Source organism: Micromonospora sp. DT68, from assembly GCF_049847245.1.
Classification (GTDB): domain Bacteria; phylum Actinomycetota; class Actinomycetes; order Mycobacteriales; family Micromonosporaceae; genus Micromonospora; species Micromonospora profundi.
In genome coordinates this window covers 224,030-250,386 of the sequence record NZ_JBNCNZ010000008.1, presented here as the reverse complement: position 1 = coordinate 250,386, position 26,357 = coordinate 224,030, and the positions used below count along the sequence as shown (strand labels likewise).

Annotated in this window: 20 protein-coding genes and 1 pseudogene; 11 read left to right on the top strand and 10 right to left on the bottom strand. The window is 71.5% G+C overall.

Translation table 11 applies throughout. The features are described from left to right. Nucleotides 1–110 precede the first annotated feature (110 nt). Complete coding sequence (locus tag ACPXB1_RS17635; protein WP_355632283.1) at nt 111–1,787, bottom strand: CocE/NonD family hydrolase; 1,677 nt, start codon at nt 1,785–1,787, stop codon at nt 111–113. Between the two features lie 3 nt (nt 1,788–1,790). Continuing rightward, a complete protein-coding gene (locus ACPXB1_RS17630; RefSeq protein WP_355594532.1) occupies nt 1,791–2,306 on the bottom strand; it encodes a MarR family winged helix-turn-helix transcriptional regulator in 516 nt (171 codons plus the stop codon). Nucleotides 2,307–2,426: 120 nt separating this feature from the next. On the opposite strand from ACPXB1_RS17630, the gene ACPXB1_RS17625 reads away from it, so the two are divergent. Then, the gene (locus ACPXB1_RS17625; protein ID WP_355594318.1) at nt 2,427–4,550 is read left to right on the top strand and encodes an MMPL family transporter; all 2,124 of its coding nucleotides are present in this window, start codon (nt 2,427–2,429) and stop codon (nt 4,548–4,550) included. A 58-nt stretch (nt 4,551–4,608) separates the two neighbouring features. Here the strand turns inward: ACPXB1_RS17625 and ACPXB1_RS17620 are convergent, their stop codons facing one another. Both ACPXB1_RS17620 and ACPXB1_RS17615 read right to left on the bottom strand, forming a co-directional pair. After that, nucleotides 4,609–5,523, bottom strand: coding sequence for a lytic transglycosylase domain-containing protein (locus ACPXB1_RS17620; RefSeq protein WP_425735532.1), 915 nt, complete (start codon nt 5,521–5,523; stop codon nt 4,609–4,611). A gap of 9 nt (nt 5,524–5,532) precedes the next feature. Beyond that, the gene (locus ACPXB1_RS17615) at nt 5,533–6,933 is read right to left on the bottom strand and encodes a DedA family protein (RefSeq protein WP_425735531.1); all 1,401 of its coding nucleotides are present in this window, start codon (nt 6,931–6,933) and stop codon (nt 5,533–5,535) included. Between the two features lie 133 nt (nt 6,934–7,066). On the opposite strand from ACPXB1_RS17615, the gene typA reads away from it, so the two are divergent. The 3 genes from typA to ACPXB1_RS17600 all read left to right on the top strand — a co-directional run bounded on the left by typA (nt 7,067) and on the right by ACPXB1_RS17600 (nt 10,776). Further along, nucleotides 7,067–8,935, top strand: a complete 1,869-nt coding sequence (gene typA, locus ACPXB1_RS17610) for a translational GTPase TypA (RefSeq protein WP_355594312.1) — start codon at nt 7,067–7,069, stop codon at nt 8,933–8,935. Nucleotides 8,936–9,156: 221 nt separating this feature from the next. Continuing rightward, the gene (locus ACPXB1_RS17605) at nt 9,157–10,017 is read left to right on the top strand and encodes a serine hydrolase (RefSeq protein WP_355632451.1); all 861 of its coding nucleotides are present in this window, start codon (nt 9,157–9,159) and stop codon (nt 10,015–10,017) included. A gap of 57 nt (nt 10,018–10,074) precedes the next feature. After that, nucleotides 10,075–10,776 carry a lysoplasmalogenase gene (locus ACPXB1_RS17600; protein WP_425735530.1) on the top strand — a complete coding sequence of 234 codons (702 nt, stop codon included), beginning with the start codon at nt 10,075–10,077 and terminating at the stop codon, nt 10,774–10,776. Here ACPXB1_RS17600 and ACPXB1_RS17595 read toward each other — a convergent pair. After that, complete coding sequence (locus ACPXB1_RS17595) at nt 10,745–11,542, bottom strand: tyrosine-protein phosphatase (RefSeq protein ID WP_355594306.1); 798 nt, start codon at nt 11,540–11,542, stop codon at nt 10,745–10,747. The two genes, ACPXB1_RS17600 and ACPXB1_RS17595, sit on opposite strands and share 32 nt — an antisense overlap. Before the next feature lie 44 nt (nt 11,543–11,586). On the opposite strand from ACPXB1_RS17595, the gene ACPXB1_RS17590 reads away from it, so the two are divergent. Next, nucleotides 11,587–12,684, top strand: coding sequence for a mandelate racemase/muconate lactonizing enzyme family protein (locus ACPXB1_RS17590; protein WP_425735529.1), 1,098 nt, complete (start codon nt 11,587–11,589; stop codon nt 12,682–12,684). A gap of 59 nt (nt 12,685–12,743) precedes the next feature. Beyond that, nucleotides 12,744–13,661, top strand: a complete 918-nt coding sequence (locus ACPXB1_RS17585; protein ID WP_355632446.1) for an NlpC/P60 family protein — start codon at nt 12,744–12,746, stop codon at nt 13,659–13,661. Between the two features lie 69 nt (nt 13,662–13,730). Here ACPXB1_RS17585 and ACPXB1_RS17580 read toward each other — a convergent pair whose 3' ends face one another. Next, a complete protein-coding gene (locus ACPXB1_RS17580; RefSeq protein ID WP_355594300.1) occupies nt 13,731–14,729 on the bottom strand; it encodes a TerC family protein in 999 nt (332 codons plus the stop codon). 507 nt (nt 14,730–15,236) lie between these two features. Here ACPXB1_RS17580 and ACPXB1_RS17575 point away from each other — a divergent pair. Beyond that, a complete protein-coding gene (locus ACPXB1_RS17575) occupies nt 15,237–15,530 on the top strand; it encodes an antibiotic biosynthesis monooxygenase family protein (RefSeq protein WP_167943335.1) in 294 nt (97 codons plus the stop codon). Between the two features lie 111 nt (nt 15,531–15,641). Here the strand turns inward: ACPXB1_RS17575 and ACPXB1_RS17570 are convergent, their stop codons facing one another. Continuing rightward, a complete protein-coding gene (locus ACPXB1_RS17570) occupies nt 15,642–16,499 on the bottom strand; it encodes a helix-turn-helix domain-containing protein (protein ID WP_425735528.1) in 858 nt (285 codons plus the stop codon). 172 nt (nt 16,500–16,671) lie between these two features. Further along, nucleotides 16,672–18,780 (bottom strand): excinuclease ABC subunit UvrB, encoded by a 2,109-nt coding sequence (uvrB, locus tag ACPXB1_RS17565; RefSeq protein WP_355594296.1) that lies wholly within the window; start codon nt 18,778–18,780, stop codon nt 16,672–16,674. A gap of 299 nt (nt 18,781–19,079) precedes the next feature. Between uvrB and ACPXB1_RS17560 the strand changes: the two genes are divergently transcribed. Further along, the gene (locus tag ACPXB1_RS17560) at nt 19,080–20,642 is read left to right on the top strand and encodes a hypothetical protein (protein ID WP_425735527.1); all 1,563 of its coding nucleotides are present in this window, start codon (nt 19,080–19,082) and stop codon (nt 20,640–20,642) included. A 34-nt stretch (nt 20,643–20,676) separates the two neighbouring features. Here ACPXB1_RS17560 and coaE read toward each other — a convergent pair whose 3' ends face one another. After that, nucleotides 20,677–21,858: a dephospho-CoA kinase gene (gene coaE, locus ACPXB1_RS17555; protein WP_355594530.1), complete on the bottom strand. Its 1,182-nt coding sequence runs from the start codon at nt 21,856–21,858 to the stop codon at nt 20,677–20,679. Nucleotides 21,859–22,124: 266 nt separating this feature from the next. Next, entirely contained in the window at nt 22,125–23,630 is a 1,506-nt protein-coding gene (gene rpsA / locus ACPXB1_RS17550; protein WP_355594292.1) for a 30S ribosomal protein S1, read from the bottom strand. A gap of 399 nt (nt 23,631–24,029) precedes the next feature. Between rpsA and ACPXB1_RS17545 the strand changes: the two genes are divergently transcribed. From ACPXB1_RS17545 to ACPXB1_RS17535, 3 genes and pseudogenes are all read left to right on the top strand, one after another. Continuing rightward, entirely contained in the window at nt 24,030–24,833 is an 804-nt protein-coding gene (locus ACPXB1_RS17545; RefSeq protein WP_355632437.1) for a class I SAM-dependent methyltransferase, read from the top strand. A 56-nt stretch (nt 24,834–24,889) separates the two neighbouring features. Next, nucleotides 24,890–25,492 carry a Uma2 family endonuclease gene (locus ACPXB1_RS17540; RefSeq protein ID WP_355594289.1) on the top strand — a complete coding sequence of 201 codons (603 nt, stop codon included), beginning with the start codon at nt 24,890–24,892 and terminating at the stop codon, nt 25,490–25,492. A gap of 36 nt (nt 25,493–25,528) precedes the next feature. Further along, nucleotides 25,529–25,873: pseudogene (locus ACPXB1_RS17535) on the top strand (DUF3140 domain-containing protein); the annotation flags it as partial. Nucleotides 25,874–26,357 lie beyond the last annotated feature (484 nt).

Here is a 26,357-nt window from a genome sequence, read left to right as displayed (position 1 = left end):
CGTACACGGTGCGGGGCTTTGGCGAGCCCGACCTACTGGTGCACGGCGCCGGGCGTTGGGCCAAACCTAGCTCGCACTTTGGACAAACGCACAGCTCACAGGGGTTACAGTCAGATTCGTGACGCACGCGCACCAGTGTGGACGGTCGGCAACAGCACCGCCGAGGGATGCTCGGGATCATGCAGGATCTGCCGCTGGCCGGCACGCAGCGTAACCGCCGCGCCGAGGGGTTCGCCGGTGCCCGGGTTACGCGCCCACCGCGGGTGCGCGCCACCGGAGACCTGCACGCGCAACCGGTGGCCGGCCGCGAACCGGTACGCGGTAGGCCAGAGGGGCACCGGAACCCGCACCGCGCCGGACGGATCCGCCGGGAACCGCCCTGGCGCGACCCGCACCAACCCGTCGCACACGTTCCAGGACCGCCCCCGACGGTCCACATCACACAGTCGAACGAAGACATCCAGGTACGGCAGCTCACAGCGGACGTGGATCTCGGCGCGCACCGGGCCGATCACCTCGACCGGCCGGGCCAGCGGGGCGCTGGTGTAGGTCAACACGTCGGTCCGGGCCTCGACGCGCCTGTTGTCCACCGGGCCGGCCCGCTGCGCGACCAGCAGCGGCCCACCGAGTGACGGGGTGGGATCGGCCGGGTCGTAGCGGAACTCGTCCGGCGGCGACGGGACAGGTGGGCGTACGGCCAGCTCACCGTGCGGGTGCAGGTGCCATGCCGTGTCGACGGCCGGTGGCGGCCAGTCCGGCAGGTCCCGCCAGCCGCCGTCGGCGCCGCTCACGTACAGCCGGACCGGCGCCTCTCCGACGCGGCGCGACGGGCCGCCCGGCGGTGTACGCAGGTGCTCGTCGAGCCAGGTCAGCCCCTCCCGTATCGCGGCCACGAACAGGCCGGGGCTGCCGTGCGTCCACGGGCCGATCACCAGGCGCGGCCGGGCGCCTGCGGCGCGCAGGGTGGCGTGGTCGTCGAGTTGGGCGGGCAGGAAGATGTCGTGCCAGCCGGTGACCATGAGCACCGGCGCCCGCACCCGGGCCACCCGGTCGGTGAACACCCGGGTCCGCCAGTACGCGGCGTCCGGCGTGTGGTGGCGCAGCCACTCCTGGAAGAACCCGATGGTGGCGCCGGTGGCGACCCGGTCCGCGCCGGCCAGGGGCAGGTGCTCCAGCGCGGCGGCCAGTCGGGGCTGCCCGCGCTTGAGCTCCCACTGCCGGGCCAGCCACGGCACTGTCTGCGCGTGCAGCAGCTCCGCCCAGGTCAGCACTGTGTCCAGGGCGAAGGACTCCCCCGCGTACGTCGAGTCCCTGGTGGCCGAGGCGGTCACCACGGCGACCATCGCGCGCAGGTCGTCGCCCGCGTCGTCGGCAAGCGCCCACTGGGCGAAGCCCTGGTAGCTGACGCCGAACATGCCGAGCGCTCCCGACCACCACTGCTGGCGGCGCAGCCAGTCGAGGGTGTCCACCCCGTCGTCGCGCTCGTGCACAAGCGGCGCGAACGTCCCGCCCGAGCCACCCGTGCCCCGGCAGGACTGGATCACCGCGTGCTGGCCGCGCGCGGCGAGCAGCCGGCCGAGCAGCCGCAACGGTCCACCCCGCCCGTACGGGGTGCGGATCAGCACTGTTGGCGCGTTCTCGTCGGCAGGCGCGTAGTGGTCGGTGCGCAGCACCACGCCGTCGCGGACCCGGACGGGGATGTCGCGGGTGACGCGCACCGGGCCGGGGCGGGTCACGGGCAGCCGCAGCGCGGCGGCGGCGAGACGTGCGACGAGCCGGCCCGGCACCGGTCAGCCCGTCGGGCGGCGGGACTGCTCGGGTCGGGCGGCGCGGAACATGTCGCGGTGTGCCCGCACCGATTCGCTCATCTCCACCATGAACCGGTGCACGACCTGCAACTCGTCGTCGGTGAACCGGTCCATCACGGTGTCGGTGCGGGCGCCCAGGGGGCGGAAGAACTCCATGGCCAGCGCGGCGCCCTGGTCGGCGTAGTGCAGCAGCACCTTGCGCCGGTCGGCGGTGTCCCGGTCGCGGCGGATGTGCCCGGCCCGTTCCAGCCGGTCGATCAGGGCGGTGATGGAGCCGGAGGAGAGGTTGAGATGTTCGCCGAGGCGGCCGGGGGTGATCGGGTCACCGCGCAGTTCGGCGTCCATGACCGCGATCAGGGCGTTGAGGTCGGTGGGGTTCAGGCCGTGCAGGTTGGCGAAGGCGTGGCCTACCTGCTGGGCGTCCACCGCGTACCGCCGGAGGTCGGTGGTGATCTCGGCAACGAGCCGCTCTCGGGGTGTGTCCCGCCGCCGGTACATGCCGTGAGTTGCCACGTCGCGCCGCTTCCCCCATCTCGTTTCCCGAGTTGCAGCTTAGAGTAGCCCTAGATAATCTCGCGAATCAAGATACTCGACTTTCGAAAGACCTAGAGGTCACTGATGTCTGTGTTCACCAGGGTCGCCCGCGGGCGGTTGGCCGCCTGGATCACCGTGGCCGTCGCCGTCGTCGTCGGCGTGGTCGTCTTCGCCGTGCCCCAGCCGGACAACCCCAAACCGGTCTCGGCGACCGGCCTCTCGGTGCAGTGGCAGTCGACCCAGGTGGAGCGCCTACAGGAGCAACTGCCCTCCAGCGAGGTCCAGCCCGCCATCGTGGTGGTGAGCCGGGACGACGGCGGCGCGCTGAGCGAGGCCGACCGGGCCGCCCTCACCGCCCGATCCGACGACCTGGCCCGCTTCGCCGTGGGCGGACAGGTCAGCCCGCCGCAGATCTCCCCGGACGGCACCGTCGCGCTGCTCGCCGTGCCCGTCACCACCGACGGTGGTCAGGAGGCGGTCACCGCGAAGGTCGACGACCTGCGCGCCACGCTCTCCGGCCTGCCGGACGGGCTGAAAGCCGAGGTCACCGGCTCCCCCGCGTTCACCGCCGACCTGTCCTCGGTCTTCGACGGCGCCGACATCACACTGCTCGCGGTGACAGCGGCAGTGGTCGCGGTGCTGCTGCTGATCACGTACCGCAGCCCGTTCCTGTGGATCGTGCCGCTCGTGGTGGTCGCCGCCACCGAGCAGATCACCCTGCGGGCGGTCGACACGATCGTCCCGGCCGTCGGCATCAACCTCCAGTCCGGCCAGGTCACCGGCATCGCCAGCGTGCTGGTCTTCGGCGCCGCCACCAACTACGCGCTGCTGCTCATCGCCCGCTACCGGGAGGAGTTGCGCCGCGAGGAGGACAGGTTCGCCGCGATGCGTGCCGCACTGCGGCGTACCGCCGAGCCGATCCTGGCCAGCGGCTCGACAGTGGTGCTCGGCGTACTCACCCTGCTGCTCAGCGAGCAGGAGACCAACAGGGCGCTGGCGGTCGCCTGCGCCACCGGTGTGATCCTCGCCATGCTCTCGGCCCTGTTCGTGCTCCCCGCCGTGCTCGTGCTCTTCGGCCGGGGCCTCTTCTGGCCGTTCGTCCCCCGGGTCGGCGGCCCGGCCCGTGAAGGCAAGATCTGGGGCCGGCTCGGCAGCGCAGTGGAACGCCGCCCGGCGGTCGTCGCGGTGCTCGCCGTCGTGCTGCTCGGCGGCCTGGCGCTGGGTGGGCTGGGAATCCGCACCGGCCTGTCGGAGACCGAGCAGTTCCGGGCCCAGCCCGAGGCGGTGACCGGCGCGCAGACCCTGGCCCGGGCCTTCCCCGCCGGCAGCACCCAGCCGGTGGCCGTGGTCACCACCCCGGCGGCGGTACGGGCGGTCACTGACGTCGCCGCCGGCGTGCCCGGTGTGGCCTCGGCCCGCCCCGGCGACGCCGGTGACGCTGTCGCCCAGGTCGACGTGGTGCTGGAGGCCGAACCGGGCACCGCCGCCTCCGACCGGGCCGTCGAGGCGCTGCGCGAGGCAGTGGCCGCAGTGCCCGACTCCGCGCCGCCGGCCGCTCCGGGCGCGGACGCGCCGTCCGGGGCGATCGTCGGTGGCTCGGTGGCCGCCACGTACGACTCCGACGAGGCCAACAGCCGCGACCTGAAGCTGATCCTGCCGATCATCCTGCTGCTGGTCGCCGCCGTGCTCGTGCTGCTGCTGCGGGGCCTGCTCGCACCGGTGCTGCTGGTCCTCACCGTGATCGCGTCGTTCTTCGCCAGCCTCGGCGCGGCGTGGCTGCTCTTCGACCACGTGCTGGACTTCCCCGCCCTGGACAGCGGGGTCCTGCTGCTCGCCTTCGTGTTCCTCGTGGCGCTCGGCGTGGACTACAACATCTTCCTCGTCACCCGAGCCCGGGAGGACGCCCGCACTGCCGGCACCCGCGCCGGGATGCTCTCCGCGCTGCGGGTCACCGGCGGCGTCATCACCAGCGCCGGCGTGCTGCTCGCCGCGGTGTTCGCCGTGCTCGGCGTACTGCCGCTGATCACGCTGACCCAGATCGGCATCATCGTCTGCATCGGCGTACTCCTGGACACCCTGCTGGTCCGCACGGTGCTGGTGCCGGCGCTGGCGTTCATGCTCGGCGACCGCTTCTGGTGGCCGGGAAGCATCGACGCCCGCAAGGAAGGGGACGAAGCCCCGGCGGCTCCGGCGACCGCGCAGGACTGACCGCACACACGACGGGGCGGGGTCGGGTTCGTCACCCGGCCCCGCCCCGTCGGCGCGTTCAGTAGGTGAGGCAGACGCACTCGGTCATCAACGCCCGGACGTTGCGCACGTAGGACGGGTTGGGGATGGTCAGCGGCTCGCCCTCCCGCGCCACTGCCCCGTGCCCGTAGTTGTACGCGGCGATCACCGCGTTGAGCAGGCAGGAATTCAGCTCGGTGGTGCACAGGTCGGCGTCGAGACGGAAGTCCGACTCGAAGTACATGTCACCGATGTACTTGGTCAGCCAGGCCAGGTAGTTGGCGCCGAGGTACGCGTTGTCGCGGTAGTCGGCGATGTCGTAGCTCTGCTCGAACCGCTGGTTCATCCAGGTCGCGGTGCCCGGCATGACCTGCATCAGCCCGACGCCGCCGTCGCAGGCGTAGATGTTCGACTGCCAGCCGCTCTCCTGCCAGGCGGTGGCCTTGACCAGGTCGAGCGGGATCTTGATGTCCGGCGCGGAGGTCGGCCAGTAGGTGCGGGCCGCGGCATCGGTGAGCGCGGCCTTAGCCGCCGCCCGGCTGGCCTGGGTGCCCTTGTACGAGGGCTTGCAGGAGGCGGGGGCGGGCTTCGGGGGCGCCGGCGGGACCTTGGTTTCGGTGGGCGGCTTGGCCACGGCGCGTGGTTTCGGCGCCGTGGACGCCGGCCGGCTCGGCTTCTTCGACGGCGTGGGCGACGCCGACGCGCTGCGGCTCGGTGCCGCGCCCATCTCCGCCACCCCGCTGGGGCTCGGCTCGGCGCTCGACTCGTCGACCGGCTCGGTGGTCGTGCCGTCGGTCGGCTCCCCGGTGACCGACGCGGGGGCGGCCTGGCCCGGCGGGCGTTCCCCCCGGTCAGCGCATCCGGCCGTCGTGCCGGCGAGCAGCAGCCCGACGAGCGCCACGGCACCCACCTGAGTGATCCGTCCACGCACCGCGTTTCTCCCCCGTGTGACCATCGACGCAGGTTAGCAAGGTTCCGCCGGGCTCCGGGGCCCCTGCGGCGGCACTGCCGCGTCGACCGGCTGGTCCCGCTCCCGTACCGCCCGGTCGCGGGTGGCCCAGGCGACCATGAACACCACAGTCCACAGCACACCGAGCAGCACCGCCGCCGCCGTACCGCTCGTTGTGTCCAGTCCGAGGTAGAGCCGCGCGCCGCCGATGCCCAGCACGCCCGCGGCGGCGGCCGTCCACGCGGCCACCGCCACCGGCCAGCGGGCACTGCGCGACACCAGCCAGGCAAGGGTGCAGAAGCTCGCCGCGACCACCGCGTTCTGGGTCGGGAACCGGGCTGCCTCGTTGCCGTCCGGGCCTGTCGACTCGGCCACCACGGCCAGCACCACAAGCGGCACGAACGCGCCCACCGAGCCGACCACGCTGAGCAGGTCCGCCCGCCAGGGCCTGCTACGCCACGCGAGCACCGCAGCCACCACCGCCACCAGGACGATCAACACCCACCCGCGAACCACAGACACCACGACCAGCGTGGCGTCGGCCGCGTCCGGCGTACGCCGAGCGGCGAACCAGTTCCCGATCGCCCCGTCCAGCGCGGCCAGACCGCTGTTGTTCACGGCGACGGCCAGCAGGCCGGCGATGGCGAACCCGGTGGCGAAGAGCAGCACCAGACCGGCGGCGAGGTTGAGCAGCAGCGTCCAGGCCGGTCCGATCCGCATGGCCAGCAGGAAGAACAGGATCCCGTAGCGGGCGCTGAGCCAGCGCACGGGCGGCAACGCACCGGCCCGGGACAGCAGGGCGCGTACCGGGTCGGGGTTGCGGCCGAGCCACCGGCCGGCGAGCACCACCCCCAGCAGCCCCGCCAGCAACAGGAGCACCGCACCGGTGGCCCGGCCGAGCAGTCGGGAGACCGTGTCGTACGACTCACCGGCGAGGTGACCGAGCAGCACCGAGCCGCCCACCCAGGTGATGACGCCTGCCAGGTTCCACGGGGCGAACCGCCGGTACGACATGCCTGCGGAGCCGGCCAGCCGGGGCACCAGGGTGCGGGCGAAGGCCACCCAGCGGGCCGCGAACACGCCCCGTCCGCCCAGCCGGGCGAGCATGGCGTCGGCCCGGCGCCACCGCTCGGGCCCTACCCGGTGGCCGAGCCCGGCGCGCAGTTTCGGGCCGTACCGCCGACCGGCGCGGAACGCCAGCGTGTCACCGGCCACTGCGGCGGCGATCATCGCAAGCAACGCCGGACCGAGCCGCAAGGTACCGTTGTAGGTGAGGAAGCCGACGAGCAGCAGGGTAGCCTCGCCCGGCACCAGCAGGCCGAAGATCACCGCGGTTTCGCCCGCCACGATGAGCGCGGCGACCAGGTAGATCCACAGGGTGGGCAGACCCTGCACCACGGTCAGCAGGTCGTGCACTCAGGCCCCCGGGACACGGGAGCCAGCATGCCAGCCGGGGGAACCACCGGCACAGCAGTTTCACCATAGATCAGGGGCACCTGGGGGTGACCCCGACGCAGCCTGCGCGAGCGCAGGCGGAAGGATAGAGGGTATGCAGCTTCGCACCGACCTCCGCAACGTCGCCATCATCGCTCACGTCGACCACGGCAAGACCACCCTGGTCGACGCCATGTTGCGGCAGGCCGGCGCGTACGGCGCACGCGGCGAGACGACCGAGCGGGTGATGGACTCCGGTGACCTGGAACGGGAGAAGGGCATCACGATCCTGGCCAAGAACACCGGCGTGCGCTACCTGCCGGCCGATGGCTCCGACCCGGTCACCATCAACATCATCGACACCCCCGGCCACGCCGACTTCGGTGGCGAGGTCGAGCGCGGCCTGACCATGGTCGACGGCGTGGTGCTGCTCGTCGACGCCAGCGAGGGTCCTCTGCCGCAGACCCGGTTCGTGCTGCGCAAGGCCCTGCGGGCACGGATGCCGATCATCCTGGTGATCAACAAGGTGGACCGTCCCGACGCCCGGATCAAGGAGGTCGTGGACGACACCTACGAGCTCTTCCTCGACCTGGACGCCGACGAGGAGCAGATCGACTTCCCGATCGTCTACGCGTGCGCCCGCGACGGCATCGCCTCGCTGACCCAGCCCGCCGACGGTTCGGTGCCCGACGACAGTGACTCCCTGGAGCCGCTGTTCCGCACCCTGCTGGACACGATCCCGCCGCCCGCGTACGAGGACGGCGCATCGTTGCAGGCCCACGTCACCAACCTCGACGCCTCGCCGTTCCTCGGCCGTCTGGCGCTGTGCCGGGTCCGCCAGGGCACGATCAGCAAGGGTCAGACGGTGGCCTGGTGCCGCACCGACGGCAGCACCCAGCGGGTCCGCATCTCCGAGATGCTGATGACCGAGGGTCTGGAGCGCAAGCCGGCCGAGACCGCAGGGCCGGGCGACATCATCGCTGTGGCCGGCATCCCCGAGATCATGATCGGTGAGACCCTCGCCGACGTGGACAACCCGGTTCCGCTGCCGCTGATCACCGTCGATGAGCCGGCCATCTCGATGACAATCGGCACCAACACCTCGCCGCTTGTCGGCCGGGTCAAGGGCTCCAAGGTCACCGCTCGGATGGTTAAGGACCGGCTCGACAAAGAGCTGATCGGCAACGTGTCGCTGCGGGTGCTGCCCACCGAGCGGCCGGACGCCTGGGAGGTGCAGGGCCGCGGCGAGCTGGCGCTTGCCATCCTCGTCGAGCAGATGCGCCGGGAGAGCTACGAGCTGACCGTCGGCAAGCCGCAGGTGGTCACCCGCGTCATCGACGGCAAGACCTGCGAGCCGGTCGAGCGGCTGACCATCGACGCGCCCGAGGAGTACCTGGGCGCGATCACCCAGCTGCTGGCCACCCGCAAAGGCCGGATGGAGCAGCTGGTCAACCACGGCACCGGCTGGATCCGGATGGAGTGGCTGGTCCCGGCGCGTGGCCTGATCGGCTTCCGCACCGAGTTCCTCACCGACACCCGGGGCACCGGCATCCTGCACCACGTCTTCGAGTCCTACGAGCCGTGGTTCGGTGAGCTGCGGACCCGTAACAACGGCTCGCTCGTCGCCGACCGGGCCGGCGCGGTCACCGCCTTCGCGATGATCAACCTTCAGGAGCGCGGTCAGCTCTTCGTCGAGCCGACCACCGAGGTGTACGAGGGCATGATCGTCGGCGAGAACTCGCGCTCCGACGACATGGACGTCAACATCACCAAGGAGAAGAAGCTCACGAACATGCGGGCCTCGACCTCCGACGAGACCGAGAAGCTGATCCCGCCACGCAAGCTCTCGCTGGAGCAGGCGCTGGAGTTCTGCCGCGAGGACGAGTGCGTCGAGGTCACTCCGACCGCTGTGCGCATCCGCAAGGTGGTCCTCGACCAGCAGCTGCGCGGTCGGGCCGCCGCCCGCCGCAAGCACGCCGGCTGACCCCACCGGAGCACCCGGCACCGGGCGCGCCGACCGCTTACGGTCGGGGCCCCCGTCCGCGTGGCGGGGGGGGGGGGCCCCCGCCCGCCCAACCCCCCCGGCCTCCCCCCCCGGGGCCCCCCGGCCCGGGGGGCGCCTCCCGTTTCGGGGGGGCGCGCCCGTCCGCTTTCCGACGCTGGTACGCCGACCCGACCCGCCGGTGGTCGGCTACGGTCACCGACATGACCTGGGATGATCTCGACGCCCATCTGGCCCGGGTACCGGGCACCGTCTCGGCGTACGTGGGCCGGCTCGACGCGCCGCCGACGTGGACCCGGCACGCGGACGCCAGCCACTACGCGGCCAGCACCATGAAGGTGGGTGTGCTCGCCGCGCTGTACCGCGCCGCCGAGGCCGGCACGCTTGAGCTGGACGCCGAGGTACCGGTGGTGAACGAGTTCGACTCGGCCCAACCCGGCACACCACGGTTCTCCTGCGCCCCGCACTACGACAACGACGACGCGGTGTGGGACCGGCTCGGCGGCGACGTGTCGCTGCGGTGGCTCGCCGAACGGATGATCGTGCGGTCCAGCAACCTGGCCACCAACCTGGTCATCGCGCACGTCGGCCTGGACGCTGTCGCGCAGGTGTGGTCGCTTGTCGGCGCCCGGCACAGCGTCACCGGCCGGGGCATCGAGGACTTCGCGGCCCGCGGGGCCGGCATCACCAACGCGGTCACCGCCGCCGACCTGGCCGCCCTGCTGGGCGCGCTGGCCACCGGGGCCGCGACGCCCGGCCGGCTCGCCTCGCCGGCCAGCTGCGCCGCCATGCTGGACGTGCTGCTCGCCCAGGAGCACCGCGAGGACCTGGCCGCAGGCCTGCCGGATGGCACCCGGATCGCCCACAAGAGCGGCTGGGTACGCGGGGTGCGCCACGGTGCCGGCGTGGTGCTGCCCGACGACGCGCCGCCGTACGTGATCGCCGTGTGCACCACCACCGACCTGGCCGACGGCGGCAGCAGCGGCGACGACGTCGAGGACGACGCATGCCTGCTGATCGCCCACATCTCCGCCCAGGTCTGGGCCGCGCGTCACCGGCTCTGACCGGCCATCAGCCGATCCGGCTAGGCTGCTGCTCCCACCCCCACCCCGGAGCCGCTGATGCCCCGCAGTCGCACCCTGCTCGTCGTCTTCCTCGTCGTGACGGCGGCGAACCTGCTGGCCAACGCCACCGACAATGGTGTTGCCGAGTTGCTCACCAAGCCGCTGTTGATGCCGCTGCTGGCCGCGTACCTCTGGCGGGCCAGCGCGGAACGCGGCGTCCGCCCGGACCGGCTGGTGCTCGCCACGTTGGCCTGCTCCACCGCCGGCGACGTGGCGCTGCTGGGCGACGGCACCGGCTGGTTCATCGCCGGCATGGTCTTCTTCCTGGCCGCCCACGTCTGCTACCTCGTGGCCTTCACCCGACACGGCGCCGCGGCCCCGCTGCGCCGTCCGCCGCTGGTCGCGGTCCCACTGGGGTACGCGGTGCTGACCGTCGTCGCGCTCGCCTGGATGTGGGCGGGGCTCACCGACGCAGGGCTGGCCGTGCCCGTCGCCGGGTACGCGTTCGCGCTGGCCGCGATGGCCGCCACCGCCGTCACCCAGGGCTGGCGGGTCGGCCTGGGCGCCGCGCTGTTCCTCGGCTCCGACCTGTTGATCGCCACCGGGGTGGCCGGAGTGGCCCAGCCGCCCGGCGCGCCGGTGCTGGTGATGGCCACGTACGCGGCCGGCCAGGCGCTGATCGTCATCGGACTGGTCGCCCGCGCGACCGCGCCGCCCGGTGCTGCGGTCACTCCAGCAGTTGCGCCCGCAGCGCCGTGAGGACGTCGTCGGTGAGCCCCAGCCCGTTGCGCAGGTAGCCGTCGAACGAGCCGTGCCGCCGGTGCACCTCCTGGTAGCCGGCGTCGAGGTATTCGGGCCGGACCTCAAGCACCGGCAGCACCGCGTCGGCGTCCAGTGTGGGTTGTCGCCGCCGCATCGCCTCGACGATCACCGCGCGGAGGCTGTCGGTCAGCTCGTTGTTGCGCAGGTACTCGGCGCGGATGGCGGCCTCGTCCACGCCGAGCGCGCTGAGCAGGATGACGGTGAGCCAACCGGTGCGGTCCTTGCCCGCCGAGCAGTGGTAGACGAGCGGCAGGTTCTCCGGCTGGGCGGCCAGCCGTACCGCAGCGCCGAAGTTGGCGCGGGCCGCCTCCCCGGCCACGAACCACCGGTAGATCTCGGCCATCGCCCCCGCCGTGCCCTGCCGGGCCAGCTCCGCGTACGCGTCGAGGTCGTGACCGAGCAGCACCGCGGAGACGTACGTGAAGACCGGGTGGTCCGGGTCGTGGACCGGTAGGTGCACGACGCGCGGCTCACCGGCCAACCGGTCCGCCGGGGCGACAGCGATCTCGGTGTGGTCGCGCAGGTCGAGCACGCAGGTCGGCCCGAGCTTCGCGAGCACCGGCAGGTCCTCGTCGGTGAGCCGGCCCAGAGCCGGGGTGCGGATCAGCCGTCCGGGGCGTACCCGGCGGCCATCGACGGTGACGAGACCGCCCAGGTCACGCGCGTTCGGCGCACCGATCAGCTCCCATTCCCGCCCGCCCATTCGGTGTCCCCTTCCGCCGCGTACCTACGTATAGGGTGCCCCACATGACGATCTCGGCGGTACGTACCCACCGGGTTTCCGCCCCCTTACACACGCCGTTCATCACCGCGCTGCGCCGTACGACCACTGTGGAGACTCTGGTGGTCGAGGTGATCGACGCCGATGGCCGGTCCGGCTTCGGCGAGGCCCCCCAGGTCTGGCAGGTCACCGGCGCGTCGGTCGCCGGGTCGCAGGCCTGCGTGCAGGAGTTGATCGGGCCACTGCTCTCCGGCCGCGACCCGGACGACCTGGTGACCCGCTGCTCCGAGGTGCAGCGGTCGGTGGTCGGCAACGAGGCCGCGAAGGCCGCGGTGGACGTGGCGCTGCACGACCTGGCCGCGCGGCGACTGGGCGTACCCCTCGTGCGGTTGCTCGGCGGCACCACCCTGCGGGTGCCGACGGACGTCACGTTGGCGGCGGGTGACGCTGTGGACCTGGCGGCGGCCGCGCGGCAGCGGCAGGCCGACGGTTTCGGCGTGCTGAAGCTCAAGATCGGCACGGACGCGGCAGGTGACCTGGACCGGGTACGCGCGGTCCGTGCGGCGGTCGGCCCCCAGGTTCGGATCCGGGTGGACGCCAACCAGGGCTGGACGCCCCGCGAGGCGGTCCGGGTGATCCGCGGCATGGAGGACGCGGGGCTGGACGTGGAACTGGTCGAGCAGCCGGTGGTCCGCTGGGACTTGGACGGGCTGGCCTGGGTCAGCGACCGGGTGTCGGTGCCGATCCTTGCCGACGAGGCGGTCTTCGGGGTCCGCGATCTCGTGGAGGTGATCCGCCGCCGGGCCGCCGATCTGGTGAACGTCAAGCTTGCCAAGTGCGGTGGGCTGCTCCCGGCGCGCACGCTGCTGGAGCTGGCCGCCGCGCACGGGCTCGGCACTGTGGTCGGGTCGATGATGGAGACCCAGGTCGGCATCGGGGCGGCGGCGAGCCTGGTCGGCGCGTACGGCACGACCGCGGTCGCCGATCTGGACGCCGCCTGGTGGCTGGCCTGGTCGCCGGTGCGAGGCGGCATCCGGTACGAGGGGCCGACGGTGGTGCTTCCCGACGTCCCTGGCCTGGGCATTCCCGGTCTGGCTGAAGTAAAGATGCAGACCCGTGGTTGATGGTCGTTGATTATTTTCATAGAGTTCCAGTGAACAGCCGACACGAGCTGGGGGTTGACGTGGAGCTCCAACCGGGCCGCGAGGCCCTCGTCCGGGTCGCCGTGGCGACGCTGTGGTCATCCCCCGAGGCGATCCGGCCGATCGACGGACCAGCGCTCACCACCGGCGCGGACATTCCGACCTGGGTCTCCGGCATGGACACCGAGCAGCAGGTGGGCGACTGCGTGCTGAGCCAGCTCCTGCTCGGCGAGCGGGTGCTCGTCACCGAGCTACGCACGGACGGCTGGGCGCGCGTGGTCGCCGTCGAACAACCGGCGGCCAAACTCGACCCGCACGGCTACCCGGGATGGCTTCCCGCCGACCAACTGGTCGCTGTCGACCCGGCCCGCACCGGCGACCCGCTTGTCGTGGACGCCACGATCACCGAGCTGCGCGCCGACCCGGACGGCCCTGTGGTGCTGCCCGGTGTCATCGTCGGCACCCGCCTCGTCCCGGCCGGCCCGGCGCGCAACGGCTGGCGGCCGGTGCACGTCCCCGGTCAGCCCGCCCCGCTCTGGCTGCCCGACGGCCAGCTCGTGCCGATACCGGTGGGGCCACCCGAGGCCGCCGACGTGTTGGCCGTGGCGCAGCGGCTGCTGCACGTCGCGTACATCTGGGGTGGGCTCTCCGCGTACGGCATCGACTGCTCGGGTCTGGTCCACCTTGCCTGGCGCCGGTTCGGTGTCCTGCTGCCGCGCGACGCCGACGACCAGGCGGTGGCGACGAACCCGCTGCCGCTCGGCGCGGAACGCCCCGGCGACCTCTACTTCTTCGCCCGTCCCGGCCGCAAGATCCACCACATCGGGATCGTCACCGCCGTCGCCGGAGGTCGCGGCAGCCGGCGGATGCTGCACGCCTGCTACCGGCGGCGACGTGTGGTGGAGGAGCCGATGCCTGCCGACCGCTCCGCCACACTTGTCGGCGTGCACCGGGTCTGACCGGCCGGAAGCCCAGGGGCTACCGGCCGGCGACGGTCAATCCTCAGGCCCCGGCCCGGGGCGGGCGGTTCAGCGTCGGGCGTCGGCCAGTTCGCGGCGCCGGTCCCGGGCCGACTTGATCAGGCTGGCGACGGTGGCCACGCCCAACGTGCCGACGATGACCAGCAGCGAAAGCCAGATCGGGATGTGCGGTGCCCAACCGACGTGCTCGCCACCGTTGATGAACGGCAGGTTGTTGTCGGCCAACGCCTCCAGCACCAGCTTGACCCCGATGAAGCCCAGCACCACGGCCAGCCCGTAGCTCAGGTAGATCAGTCGGTTGAGCAGGCCGCCGAGCAGGAAGTAGAGCTGCCGCAGGCCCATCAACGCGAAGACGTTTGCGGTGAAGACCAGGTACGGCTCCTGGGTGATGCCGAAGATCGCCGGGATCGAGTCCAGAGCGAAGATCAGGTCGGTGGTGCCGATGGCGATCATCACGATGAGCAGCGGGGTGAAGAGCCGGCGACCGCCCTCGTGCGTCATCAGCTTCGCGCCGTCGTACGTCTTGGAGATCGGCAGCGCCTTGCGGCTCCACCGGATCAGCATGTTCTCGGAGAACTCGTCCTCGTCCGGCTCGCCCTGCCGGGCCAGGTTGACAGCCGTATAGATGAGGAACGCACCGAAGATGTAGAACACCCAGGAGAACTGGCTGATCAGGGCCGCGCCCGCGGCGATGAAGGCGCCTCGCATCAGCAACGCCAGCACGATGCCGACGAGCAGCACCTTCTGCTGGTACTGCCGGGGCACCCCGAAGCGGGCCATGATGATCACGAAGACGAAGAGGTTGTCCACCGAGAGGCTGTATTCGGTGAGCCAGCCGGTGTAGAACTGCCCCGCCGCACTCGCTCCCGAGGTCAGCCAGACGCCGACGCCGAAGAGCAGTGCCAGGCCGACGTAGAAGGCGACCCAGAGGCTCGACTCCCGCACGCTCGGCTCATGCGGGCGTCGACCGATGATCAGCAGATCGACGAGTAGCACCGCGATCAGTGCGACGAGAGTTCCCGCCCACACGAGCCCGGACACGTCCAACGTTTCATTCCTCCGGCAGACACGCGGCGTCGGGCACACCGTACGCCTCAACGCGTGCCGGTGTGCCTCTGTCGCTCACTCTGGTGACTGTCGGAGGTCTCTTCCGCCGCCGACCGCGAACGGACGGCGACCGACGAAACCGGGTCGGGCGCCGAAGATCCGGCGATCGACCGTGCTGACGACTTCGTCGCGGGGGAATACTCCCCTCCTCGCCGACCATTGTTGCCCACCACTCGCCGTGATCACACTCCGGGCAGCCGGGTGGTATCTACGGGGGTCGGCGTCACGCCGCCTCCAGCTTCCTAGGTAGCTAGTGTGAATCGAGTGCGACGATCAGTGTCGAACCCCAGCAACTCCGCCCAGGTGGTCCCGGCCACCTCGAACGCGGTGCCGGTGAGCCAGTCGATGATCACGATGCCCCTCCCGGGCACCCACCCTAGGGGCATCGACCCGGGCCGCACAGACCCCGTGACACAGGGACTCCCCCAGCCGTGGGAGGCTTCCACCATGGTGCTTGAGGTCGCGCTGATCGACGTACTGCCCGGACACGAAGACGCGTTCGCCGCCGCGTACGCCCAGGGTCACCCCGTTCTCGCCGGAGCACCCGGCTGCCGGTCAGTGCGGATGACGCGGGGCGTCGAGTCCCCGACCCGGTTCGTGCTGCTTGTCGAGTGGGACTCGGTCGAGGCGCACGAGGACAACTTCCGGGCCACCGAGCGGTTCACCACGTGGCGCGACCTGATCGGGCCGCACTTCGCCGGCCCGCCGCTCGTCGAACACTTCATCGACGTTCCCGCCTGAGCGAAGCTGTCGTACCCCCGGTTTATCGTGCCCACCGCACGCGTCGGTCACCGGTCCCGACGGTCTCGGGGGCGCCGGGCCCGGTGGCCGCGTGGCGCGCCACCGCGCCCCTCACTGGCCGACGCATCGCGCCAACGCCGTGACCGTCTCCTCCGGTGACAGGGCAGCCGCCAACAGCGCCTCGGTCATCAGCTCGTACCTGTCGACGTCGAGCACCGTCGCCAGCCGGACGTCGGTGGTCAACGCCTCGAGCATCACCGTCCGCGGGTCCGCCAGGTCGGGAAAGGAATACCAGGAGTACGGCGTGAGCGGGTGCAGCCCGTCGCCGGACGCCCCCCGTGGCAGCAGGCGAACAGTCACGTGCTCCAGCCCTGTCACGGCCACCAGGTGACGCAGCTGCTCCCGCCACACGTCGACAGACAGGTCACCCTGCTCGCACACCGCCTCGGTGAGTACCGCCGTGTAGTCCGGAGGGTTGGCCCTGTGCAGGACCTCCTGCCGCAGCGCCCTGGCGCGCACCTCCGCCTCGATGTCGACCTTCGGTGTGAGGATGGCGCCCGCCGCGACCCGCGCCCGCGCGTACGCCGGTGTCTGCAACAGCCCTGGCACGATCACCGGCTGGTATTCGACGATGCGGGCGGCACCCGCCTCCAGTTCGGCGTAGACCCGCTGGCGCTCGCTCATCTCGCCAAGCGTCTTCCACCAGCCACGGCTGGTGGCGGCGTCCCGGGCGATCACGATCAGCGTGTCCCGGATCGGCGCCGGCACCTTGTAGACGTCGAGCAGGTCCAGCACGTCGGCGAGGTCCGGGCGGCTCTGGCCCAGCTCGATGCGGGACAGCTTCGACGTCGAGGCCCACCCCAGCCGGTCGCAGACCTGCTCCAGGGTCAGGCCCTCACGCCGGCGTAGCTGGCGCAGCTCAGCGCCGAGGCGCGCACGTCGAATGACAGGACTTGTTGGCAACGGCATCCGGCCTCCCACCGTGGGAGCGTACGCAGGGCAGTCACCCAGTGCAATAGCTTGCTTGCACACCGCAACCAGGCCGGCGACGCGGCGAGCGGTCGAACAGCCTCTTACCTGCCGTTCGACCGCTCCCGACCACGGCCGCCACTGTCGCACCCGCCGGACCGCGCCCGGCCGGTCACTTCACGCCGGCGACGTCCATCCCGCGCAGTTCCTTCTTCAGGTCGGCGACCTCGTCACGGATCCGCGCCGCCAGCTCGAACTGCAACTCGCGGGCGGCGGCCAGCATCTGGTCGTTGAGCTCCTGGATGAGCTGGGCGAGGTCGGCGCGCGCCATCCCCTCCCGCGAGGTGGTGGCGACAGCGGACCGACCTCGACTGCGGGTCTCCTTGACCGGCGCCTTGCCCCGGGAGAGCTGCCGCGCCGCACCGCCCACCCGCGAGTTCTCGGTGTCCTCCGCCTCGCGGTAGATGTCGTCAAGGATGTCGTGGATCTTCTTACGCAGCGGCTCAGGGCTGATCCCGTGTGCCTCGTTGTGCGCGATCTGCTTGGCGCGACGTCGGTCGGTCTCGTCGATCGCCGCCGCCATCGACGGAGTGATCTTGTCGGCGTACATGTGCACCTGGCCGGAGACGTTACGGGCGGCCCGACCGATGGTCTGGATCAGCGAACGACCGCTGCGCAGGAAGCCCTCCTTGTCGGCGTCGAGAATCGCCACCAGCGACACCTCGGGCAGGTCCAGACCTTCACGGAGCAGGTTGATGCCCACCAGCACGTCGTACTCGCCCTGGCGCAGCTCGCGCAGCAACTCCACCCGGCGCAGCGTGTCCACCTCGGAGTGCAGGTAACGCACCCGGACGCCGTTCTCCAGCAGGTAGTCCGACAGATCCTCGGCCATCTTCTTGGTAAGGGTCGTCACGAGCACCCGCTCGTCGTTGTCGGTGCGCAGCTTGATCTCGTGCATGAGGTCGTCGATCTGGCCCTTGGTCGGCTTGATCACGACCTGCGGGTCGACCAGACCGGTGGGGCGGATGACCTGCTCCACGAACTCGCCCTGGGCCTGCTCCATCTCCCATGTGCCGGGCGTCGCGGAGAGGTAGACCATCTGGCCGACCCGCTCCAGGAACTCGTCGAAGCGCAACGGCCGGTTGTCGGCGGCGCTGGGCAGCCGGAAGCCGTGGTCGATGAGCATCCGCTTACGCGACGCGTCGCCCTCGTACATGCCGCCGATCTGCGGGATCGTCACGTGCGACTCGTCGACAACGGTGAGGAAGTCGTCGGGGAAGTAGTCGAGCAGGCAGTGCGGTGGGCTGCCGGGCAGCCGCCCGTCCATGTGCATCGAGTAGTTCTCGATGCCGGAGCAGAAGCCCACCTGCCGCATCATCTCGATGTCGTAGGTGGTGCGCATCCGCAGGCGCTGCGCCTCCAGCAGCTTGCCCTGCCGCTCCAGCTCGGCGAGCCGCTCGGCCAGCTCGGCCTCGATGTCGCGGATGGCCCGCTCCATCCGCTCCGGGCCGGCCGCGTAGTGCGTCGCCGGGAAGATCACCAACTGGTTGACCTCGCGGACCACGTCACCTGTCAACGGGTTGAGGTAGTAGAGCTTCTCCACCTCGTCGCCGAACAACTCGATGCGGACCGCCAGCTCCTCGTACGCCGGGATGATCTCCAGCGTGTCGCCGCGGACCCGGAAGGTGCCCCGCTGGAACGCCATGTCGTTGCGGGTGTAGCGGATGTCGACAAGCCGCCGCAGCAACTGGTCGCGGTCGACCTCCTGGCCGACCTCGACACGGATCGCCCGGTCGAGGTATTCCTCAGGGGTGCCCAGGCCGTAGATCGCCGAGACGGTCGCCACCACTACCACGTCGCGCCGGGTGAGCAGGGACATCGTCGCCGAGTGCCGCAGCCGCTCGACCTCCTCGTTGATCGAGGAGTCCTTCTCGATGTAGGTGTCGGTCTGCGGGATGTACGCCTCGGGCTGGTAGTAGTCGTAGTACGACACGAAGTATTCGACAGCGTTGTGCGGCAGCAGCTCGCTGAACTCCTTGGCCAGCTGCGCGCAGAGCGTCTTGTTGGGGGCGAGCACCAGGGTCGGGCGCTGCAACCGCTCGACAAGCCACGCGGTGGTGGCGCTCTTGCCGGTGCCGGTCGCGCCGAGCAGCACCGTGTTGCGGTCGCCGCGTCGAACCCGACGCTCAAGGTCATCGATGGCGGCCGGCTGGTCACCGGCCGGCTGGAAGTCGCTGACGACCTGGAAACGGCCGTCGAGCCGGGGAATGTCGAGCGCCATGACCTCAACGGTACGCCGGAGGTCCGACAGGTTTGCGCCATCGCGCAGGGTACTTGATCGGCTTCGATATTCCCATTGTGTGTCACATGTCACCGGGACTACCCTCTTCATGTAGGCCGCTCGCGGCGGCCGACCGGGCCGGTGGCCAGGCCGTCATCACGGCTGGCCCGCCCCGGCACAGCGGTCGCAGCACCCGGCTCGTCTGGCGTGCGCACCCGTGTGGTCGCGCTCACGGCGCAGACCGGCCGCCGCGAGCGCCCCTGCACGTCACCCCACGCCGTCCCACCCGTTTCACATCCGTGGACACCTCAGCGCCCCCGACAAACGAGCCCGACCCCGGGGACGCGTCCCGGCCCGACCACACCACCGACGCCATCGACACGGACACCGGCGCGCCGCCCCGGGCGAGCCGCCGCCGACGTACGGTGCTGCTGGCGCTCGGCCTGACCGCTGTGACCTCCGCGACGGCGCTTGTGCTCGGGCTGCTGAGCTGGGCACCCGAGCCGCCCGAGCCGGCCCGGCCGCTGACCGTCGCCGAAGCCGAGCGGCTGGCGGCGATGCGGGTCACCAACCTGCGCGACCTCCGCTCCGGGATCCACGTCACGGCCGGCACCGGCGCCGCCCGTACCGAACTGGTGGGGTGGGTGGACTGGTCCCGGCCACTGCTCTACCTGGACGTGGGCGGGCCGGGGGCGGGCGCCGAACGGGGCCTGTTGCAGAGCACCGGTTCGGTGCTGGTGATCCGGCCGGACCCGACGGCTGTGCCCACCCCCGCCGCGCCGCCACTGGTGCCGCCGCCGGACCGGTGGCGGCTGCACCGGCTGACGCCCGGCACGGCGTTGGCGCCGGTCCTCGACCTGCTCCGCGGCCTGGCCGCCGACCGCCCCGACCCCGGCGACGGCGACGCCCGCTGGATCGCCCGGGACGTGCTCGCGGCCGGGCCGGTGGACGTCGTGGCGGCATCGCCGCCTCCCGCGACCCCACCCCTTTCCAGCGGCACTCCGGCAGGCAGCACTGCCACGGCAGGCACGCCGTCCGCCGCAGGTGCGTCGTCCGCCGCCGAGGCCGCGCCGGACGGGTCCACCCGCTACTGGCTCGACCAGGACGCGCGGCTGCACAAGGTCACGACACGACTGCCCGGCGTCGGCCCTGTCACGGTGCTCCTCAACCGGGCAGACCGGCCCACGCTGCGGCCGGTGGAGGCGCTCGGTGGCCGACCCGGTCTGCCCCGCGCCCTGACCGACGCGGAGCAGCGCCGGATGAACCGGCTACCGACCCGACTACGCGCCCTGGGCGGCGCCACGGTGACGGTCAGCGCGCCGATGGGCACGGACACCAACCTGCGGGGCGCCGGCTGGTTGAGCTGGACCACAGGCACCGCGTACCTCGCGGTCGCCGACCTGGGCGTACCGGATCGCCGGACCCTGCTGCGCCGGGACGCCGCCGGCCTGTTCCGGACGGACGTGCCGGCCACCGCCGGTGGCGGCGGTACCGCGGAGGCACCCGGCCGGCCTCCCCTGCCGGCGCCCGCCGGTGCGTGGCGGCACTCCCGGTCGGCCAAGGACGAACTCGACCTGCTCGTCGACGCGGCGGTCGCTGCCGCCGGCCCGGTACGACAGCGGGGCGCGGCCGTGCGGATCCGTGAGGACGTCGCCGACGGCCGGATCGTGGACGTCGTGGAGCTGCGCACGACCGCCGGGCGGTTGCGCTACTGGATGGAGCGGGACGGGTCGCTGCGCCGGGTGGAGCTGCTCACCGGCAGCGGCGCGTGGGCACAGCTGGACCTCAACCCCGCCGTGGTGCCACGCCTCGGCCCACCACCCCGCCCGGCGACCACCGCGCCACGTCCCGGCGCCCGCTGACCCAGCGCTGGCCGACAGCGCTGGTCGGCAGTGCTCAGGGTCGCCAGCCGGTCTGCTCGGCCCACTGCTCGGCCCGCAGGTACTCCTCGTCGAACCAGGGGTCGCGTGCCGTCCCGGAGCCGTCGACGTGCGGCGCGGCCTCGACCAGATCCCGCTTGAGCATCAGGTACGCGGCCCGCTGGTCCGGGTCGGCGCGCAGATGGTCGCGCATCAGCAGCGCATACCGCCAGCCCGGGGAGTCGGCGGCCCGCACATGCAGGCGCACCGGCCGGCCCGGATCGGCGCTGCCGTGCAGCCGCTTCTCCCACCGCCCCTGCCCGGCCGGACGCGGGTCGTCCCACCAGTGCCCAGGCACCCGGGGGAACCCGGCGTTCGCCAGCCGGTCGGCAAGTGCCCCGTCGGCGTCGGCGAGCGTGGGCACAGCCACCTGCACGTCGATGACGTCGGCGGCGGCGGAGCCGGACACCGCAGTGGCGCCGATGTGGTCGATCCGCAGGTCGGCCGGGGCGAGCGCGTGGCGGATCCGGGCCGCCAACCGCGCGTACTGCTCAGGCCAACTCGGGTCGCTCCTCGCCACCTCACCCTGGCCCGGCGGGGCCACCCGCCGCTCCCGCAGGTTGTGCTCGTAGGGCTGCAACCTCCGCCGCCACAGCGCGTCGACCGCGGCGTGCAGTTCCCCGAGGCTTGCGTCGTTGGTAAGCACCACGTCCGCCGCCGCGCGGCGGCGCGCGTCGTCGGCCTGCGCGGCGATCCGCCGCTCGGCCTCCGCCCGGTCCATCCCCCGGAGACGCGTCAGTCGGTCCAGTCGGGTCGCCACTGCCGTCTGCACCACGACCACAAGGTGGTACGTCGGCGCGAGCCCCACCTCCACCAGCAGCGGTACGTCGTTGACGACTATCGCGTCCGGCGCCGCCGCGGCCATCAGCTCGGCGGTACGGGCGCGGACCCGAGGATGGGTGATCGCTTCCAGCCGCCGGCGGGCCGCCTCGTCGGCGAACACCACAGCGCCCAGCGCGGCACGGTCGAGCGCGCCGTCGGCGTCCAGCACCCGGTCGGAGAAGGCCGCGACGATCTCGGCGAGCCCTTCGGAGCCCGGCGCGACGACCTCCCGCGCGACGCGATCCGCGTCGATGAGCACCGCACCCAACTCGACAAGCCGCGCGGCCACCGCGCTCTTGCCCGACCCGATACCGCCGGTCAACCCCACCCTCAGCACCCGACCAGTCAACCGGATCACAGGCCCCTCCACCAAACCACCTCCCGCCTGGCGGGTTCGCGGCGATGCGGTGGGACGGGCCCGACCTTGATCACGCTCGATCCAGGATGCAGTGGCATCCCAGCCCACCCGAAGCCCCTGAATCAAGGATCGGGCGCGCTCAGGCCGGGACGCCGCGGGCGGCGGGCGTGCCGCGGGGTATGGCGAAGGCCCCGCCCCCGGCGATCGAAAGATCGCGGGGACGGGGCCCTTCGTCGTTCAGCGGGTCACTTACCGCCGGCGAGCTTCTCCCGCAGTGCGGCGAGCGCCTCGTCGGTGGCCAGGGTGCCGGCCGGCTCCTCGGCCTGCCGGCTCGGGGCCGGGCTGGACGAGGAGGTGGTGCCGCCACCGCCAGCAGCGGCCGGAACGGCCGGGGCCGGGTTGGCAGCAGCCTCGGCGTCGGCGGCCCGGGAGGTCTGCACCTGCTTGGTGTGGGCCTCCCAGCGCTGACGAGCCTCCGCGTACTGGTTCTCCCAGGTCTCGCGCTGCTTGTCGTACCCCTCGAGCCACTCGCCCGTCTCCGGGTCGAAGCCCTCCGGGTAGATGTAGTTGCCCTCGGTGTCGTACGTCGCGGCCATGCCGTAGAGGGTCGGGTCGAAGTGCTCCTCGCCCTCGACGAAGCCCTCGTTGGCCTGCTTGAGCGACAGCGAGATCCGGCGGCGCTCCAGGTCGATGTCGATGACCTTGACCATGACCTCGGAGCCGACCTGCACGACCTGCTCCGGGATCTCCACGTGGCGCTCGGCCAGCTCGGAGATGTGGACGAGGCCCTCGATGCCGTCGTCCACCCGGACGAACGCACCGAACGGCACCAGCTTGGTGACCTTACCCGGCACGATCTGCTGGATCGCGTGGGTGCGGGCGAACTGCCGCCACGGGTCCTCCTGCGTCGCCTTCAGCGACAGGGAGACACGCTCGCGGTCCAGGTCGACGTCCAGGACCTCGACCTCGACCTCCTGGCCCACCTCGACGACCTCGGACGGGTGGTCGATGTGCTTCCAGGACAGCTCGGAGACGTGCACCAGACCGTCGACGCCGCCGAGGTCCACGAAGGCGCCGAAGTTGACGATCGAGGACACGACGCCCTTGCGGACCTGGCCCTTCTGCAGCTTGTTGAGGAACTCGGTGCGCACCTCGGACTGCGTCTGCTCCAGCCAGGCACGGCGGGACAGGACCACGTTGTTGCGGTTCTTGTCCAGCTCGATGATCTTGGCTTCGAGCTCGCGCCCGACGTACGGCTGCAGGTCACGCACGCGCCGCATCTCGACCAGGGAGGCGGGCAGGAAGCCACGCAGCCCGATGTCGAGGATGAGACCACCCTTGACCACCTCGATGACCGAGCCGCGGACGACACCGTCCTCGTCCTTGATCTTCTCGATCGTGCCCCAGGCCCGCTCGTACTGCGCCCGCTTCTTGGAGAGGATCAGACGACCCTCCTTGTCCTCCTTCTGGAGGACCAGGGCCTCGATGTGGTCGCCAACCGTCACAACTTCGGCGGGGTCCACGTCGTGCTTGATCGACAACTCACGAGAGGGGATGACACCCTCGGTCTTGTAGCCGATGTCGAGCAGGACCTCGTCCCGATCGACCTTGACGACGGTGCCTTCGACAATGTCGCCGTCGTTGAAGTACTTGATGGTCTCGTCGATCGCGGCGAGGAAAGCCTCCTCGGAACCGAGATCGTCGTGGGTGACCCGGGTGGCGCTCGAGGGGGCCTCGATGCTGCTCGTCATGTGGGCGGTTGCTCCGGTCGGTGGGTTGTCACAGCAGGCTGGTGTCGCAGTGACCTGTTCGCGCCAGCGGATCCGTCGCCGGACACACCGAACGATCGTCTAGTGAGATCATGGTGTGGCTCCGTCGACCGCGCACCTGCTCCCTGCCGAGACACACGATCCGCGAGCGCATCGTCTAGCCTACCGTGCGCATTACCACAGCGTGCAAGCCCTCCCGCCTCCTCGCCGTGTGGTTACCTGCGAAAGCCGAACAATCGCCCGGAAACCACCACTGCTGTCTCGTACGTCACAGGAGCCTCACGGGCCACGCCGCCCGGCCGTCCCGGCGGCTTGAGGATTCGCGCAGATCATGGACGCGCCGCCGTACCCAATGGGGTGGGTGGGGCCTAGCGTGAGCGCGTGGATGACGACAGCCGGGTTACCCGGCGCCGGGTCGGTGACGCCGAGGTCCGGCGGGCCAACCGCGGCTGGTGGGACACCGACGCCGACGACTACCAGGCCGAGCACGGCGCGTTCCTCGGCGACGTGGACTTCGTCTGGTGCCCCGAAGGGCTGCGCGAGGCCGACGCCCGGCTGCTCGGCGACGTGGTCGGGCGTCGGATTCTGGAGGTGGGCTGCGGAGCGGCGGCCGCCGCCCGCTGGCTGGCCACCCAGGGTGCCCGGCCAGTCGCCTTCGACCTGTCCGCCGGCATGTTGCGGCACGCCGCGCAGGCAGCCGACCGCAGCGGGGTACGCGTGCCGCTGGTGCAGGCCGACGCGCTCGCCCTGCCGTTCGCCGACGAGTCGTTCGACACCGCCTGTACCGCGTTCGGCGCGATCCCGTTCGTGGACGACTCGGCGGCCCTGCTCGCCGAGGTGCACCGGGTGCTGCGCCCGGGTGGCCGGTGGGTGTTCTCGGTGACCCACCCGATGCGGTGGATTTTCCTGGACGACCCGGGCGAGGGCGGGCTGCGGGCCGTGCACTCGTATTTCGACCGCTCCCCATACGTGGAGCAGGACGAGTCCGGCGTGGCGACCTACGTCGAACAGCACCGCACTCTCGGCGACCGGATCCGCGAACTGGTCGGCGCCGGATTCCGTCTACTGGATCTGGTGGAGCCGGAGTGGCCGGAGGGACACGAGGGGATCTGGGGGCAGTGGAGCCCGCTGCGCGGCAAGCTCTTCCCGGGCACCGCCATCTTCGTCACCGAGAAGCCGGAGTGACGGCGTCGCACGCGCGGTGCGACCCCCACCCCATCGACGGTCGGTAGCCTCGTCGCATGAGGGCCGAGCCCGTCCCGACATCACCTGGCCCCTGGTGTCCGGACCTGATGCGGCAGCAGCTCGCCGATTACACGGTCGAGGATCTGCTCGAACTGCCGGATGACGCCCCCCGCGTCGAACTCGTCGACGGAATCATCCGGGTGACACCCTCCCCCACCCTGGGCCAGCAGAACATCTCCAGCCTGCTCTGGCTCTGGCTGCACAACCATGCGCCGACCCACCTCGGCGCCGCGCAGTCCGTCGGAGTCAAGCTCAGCCACAACACCAGTCGACAGCCCGATGTCCTCTTGCACCGCGCAGGCGTGACGTCCGTCCAGTCCATTCTGCGGGCGGAGGACGTCGTCCTCGCGGTGGAGATCGTCTCGCCGGGCACCCGCCGGATCGACCGGTTCGCCAAACCCGGCGAGTACGCGGCCGCCGGCATCCCCTTCTACTGGCGGATCGAGCAGGACCCTCTGCACGTCTACGCGTACCGGATCGGTGACCGGGTCGGGCCGGGCGGCGAGCGGCAGTACGAGCTGGCGGCCGACGGCGCCGACGTGATCGAGCTGACCGAACCGTTCGAGATCAAACTTCCGATCAGCGAGATCACCCCGTAGTCGTTTCGCCCCGGCCGCGTCGGGTAGCCCGGGACCATGGCCGAACGTAACGATGGCCGGGACACCTACCGGGAGTTCACCGAGGCGGTGAACATGAAGCCCGGCGAGCTGTCCACGTGGCTGGAGACCGACGAGTCGAAGCAGGTCGGCTGGCACAAGGGCGGTCGCGCTGGTGGTGGCGAGTCCGTCGGGCACGAATCCGGCCGGAAGATCATCAACCTGCTCCGCCGCAAACGCGGCGACCTGTCCGAGGGCGACTACAAGCACATGCGCAAGGTGGTCGGCTACGTACGCCGGCACATGGCGCAGCGTCCCTCCGGCAACGTCCGCGACACCAAGTGGCGCTGGTCCCTGATGAACTGGGGCCACGACCCCCTGAAATAGGAACCGGCCCGCTCACGCAGGCTCCCGCCGCAAGATCCGCACAACTTCGGCGAAGTTGGTGCCTCAAAACGCCACGACCCAGCACTTTCCCCGAAGTTGCCCAGATCATGAAACGGGTGCGCCTTGATCCAGTGCCCGGCCGCCGGTGCACGCCGGGCGCTGTGGGGGCGGACGGCCAGGGGACGGGCGGCGCGGGACGGGCAGCGGAGCGCGGGCACGGGGATGCCGCGCGGGCACGGACGGGGTGCCGCCCGGGCACGGACGGGGTGCCGCCCGGGGACGGACGGTGGTGCCGGCCGGGGACGGGCGGCGCGAGGGCTCCGCTTGGCCTGGCCGACGCCCACCACGCCTACGGCCGGCACCAGGGCGACCAGGTCAGGGGTTCCGGGGCAGCCCGACCCGCTCCGGGCGGGGAGGGGTGTTACCAGCGCCGGGGGGGGGGCGCCCCGCACCCCCCCACCCCCACCACCAAACACACGAG

Bases quoted from the DNA above. Each gene is read 5' to 3' on its own strand.
- ACPXB1_RS17630 (WP_355594532.1), bottom strand. From the start codon at position 2,306: ATGTACCGGCGGCGGGACACACCCCGAGAGCGGCTCGTTGCCGAGATC.
- ACPXB1_RS17625 (WP_355594318.1), top strand. From the start codon at position 2,427: ATGTCTGTGTTCACCAGGGTCGCCCGCGGGCGGTTGGCCGCCTGGATC.
- ACPXB1_RS17620 (WP_425735532.1), bottom strand. From the start codon at position 5,523: ATGGTCACACGGGGGAGAAACGCGGTGCGTGGACGGATCACTCAGGTG.
- typA (WP_355594312.1), top strand. From the start codon at position 7,067: ATGCAGCTTCGCACCGACCTCCGCAACGTCGCCATCATCGCTCACGTC.
- ACPXB1_RS17605 (WP_355632451.1), top strand. From the start codon at position 9,157: ATGACCTGGGATGATCTCGACGCCCATCTGGCCCGGGTACCGGGCACC.
- ACPXB1_RS17600 (WP_425735530.1), top strand. From the start codon at position 10,075: ATGCCCCGCAGTCGCACCCTGCTCGTCGTCTTCCTCGTCGTGACGGCG.
- ACPXB1_RS17595 (WP_355594306.1), bottom strand. From the start codon at position 11,542: ATGGGCGGGCGGGAATGGGAGCTGATCGGTGCGCCGAACGCGCGTGAC.
- ACPXB1_RS17590 (WP_425735529.1), top strand. From the start codon at position 11,587: ATGACGATCTCGGCGGTACGTACCCACCGGGTTTCCGCCCCCTTACAC.
- ACPXB1_RS17575 (WP_167943335.1), top strand. From the start codon at position 15,237: ATGGTGCTTGAGGTCGCGCTGATCGACGTACTGCCCGGACACGAAGAC.
- ACPXB1_RS17570 (WP_425735528.1), bottom strand. From the start codon at position 16,499: ATGCCGTTGCCAACAAGTCCTGTCATTCGACGTGCGCGCCTCGGCGCT.
- uvrB (WP_355594296.1), bottom strand. From the start codon at position 18,780: ATGGCGCTCGACATTCCCCGGCTCGACGGCCGTTTCCAGGTCGTCAGC.
- rpsA (WP_355594292.1), bottom strand. From the start codon at position 23,630: ATGACGAGCAGCATCGAGGCCCCCTCGAGCGCCACCCGGGTCACCCAC.
- ACPXB1_RS17540 (WP_355594289.1), top strand. From the start codon at position 24,890: ATGAGGGCCGAGCCCGTCCCGACATCACCTGGCCCCTGGTGTCCGGAC.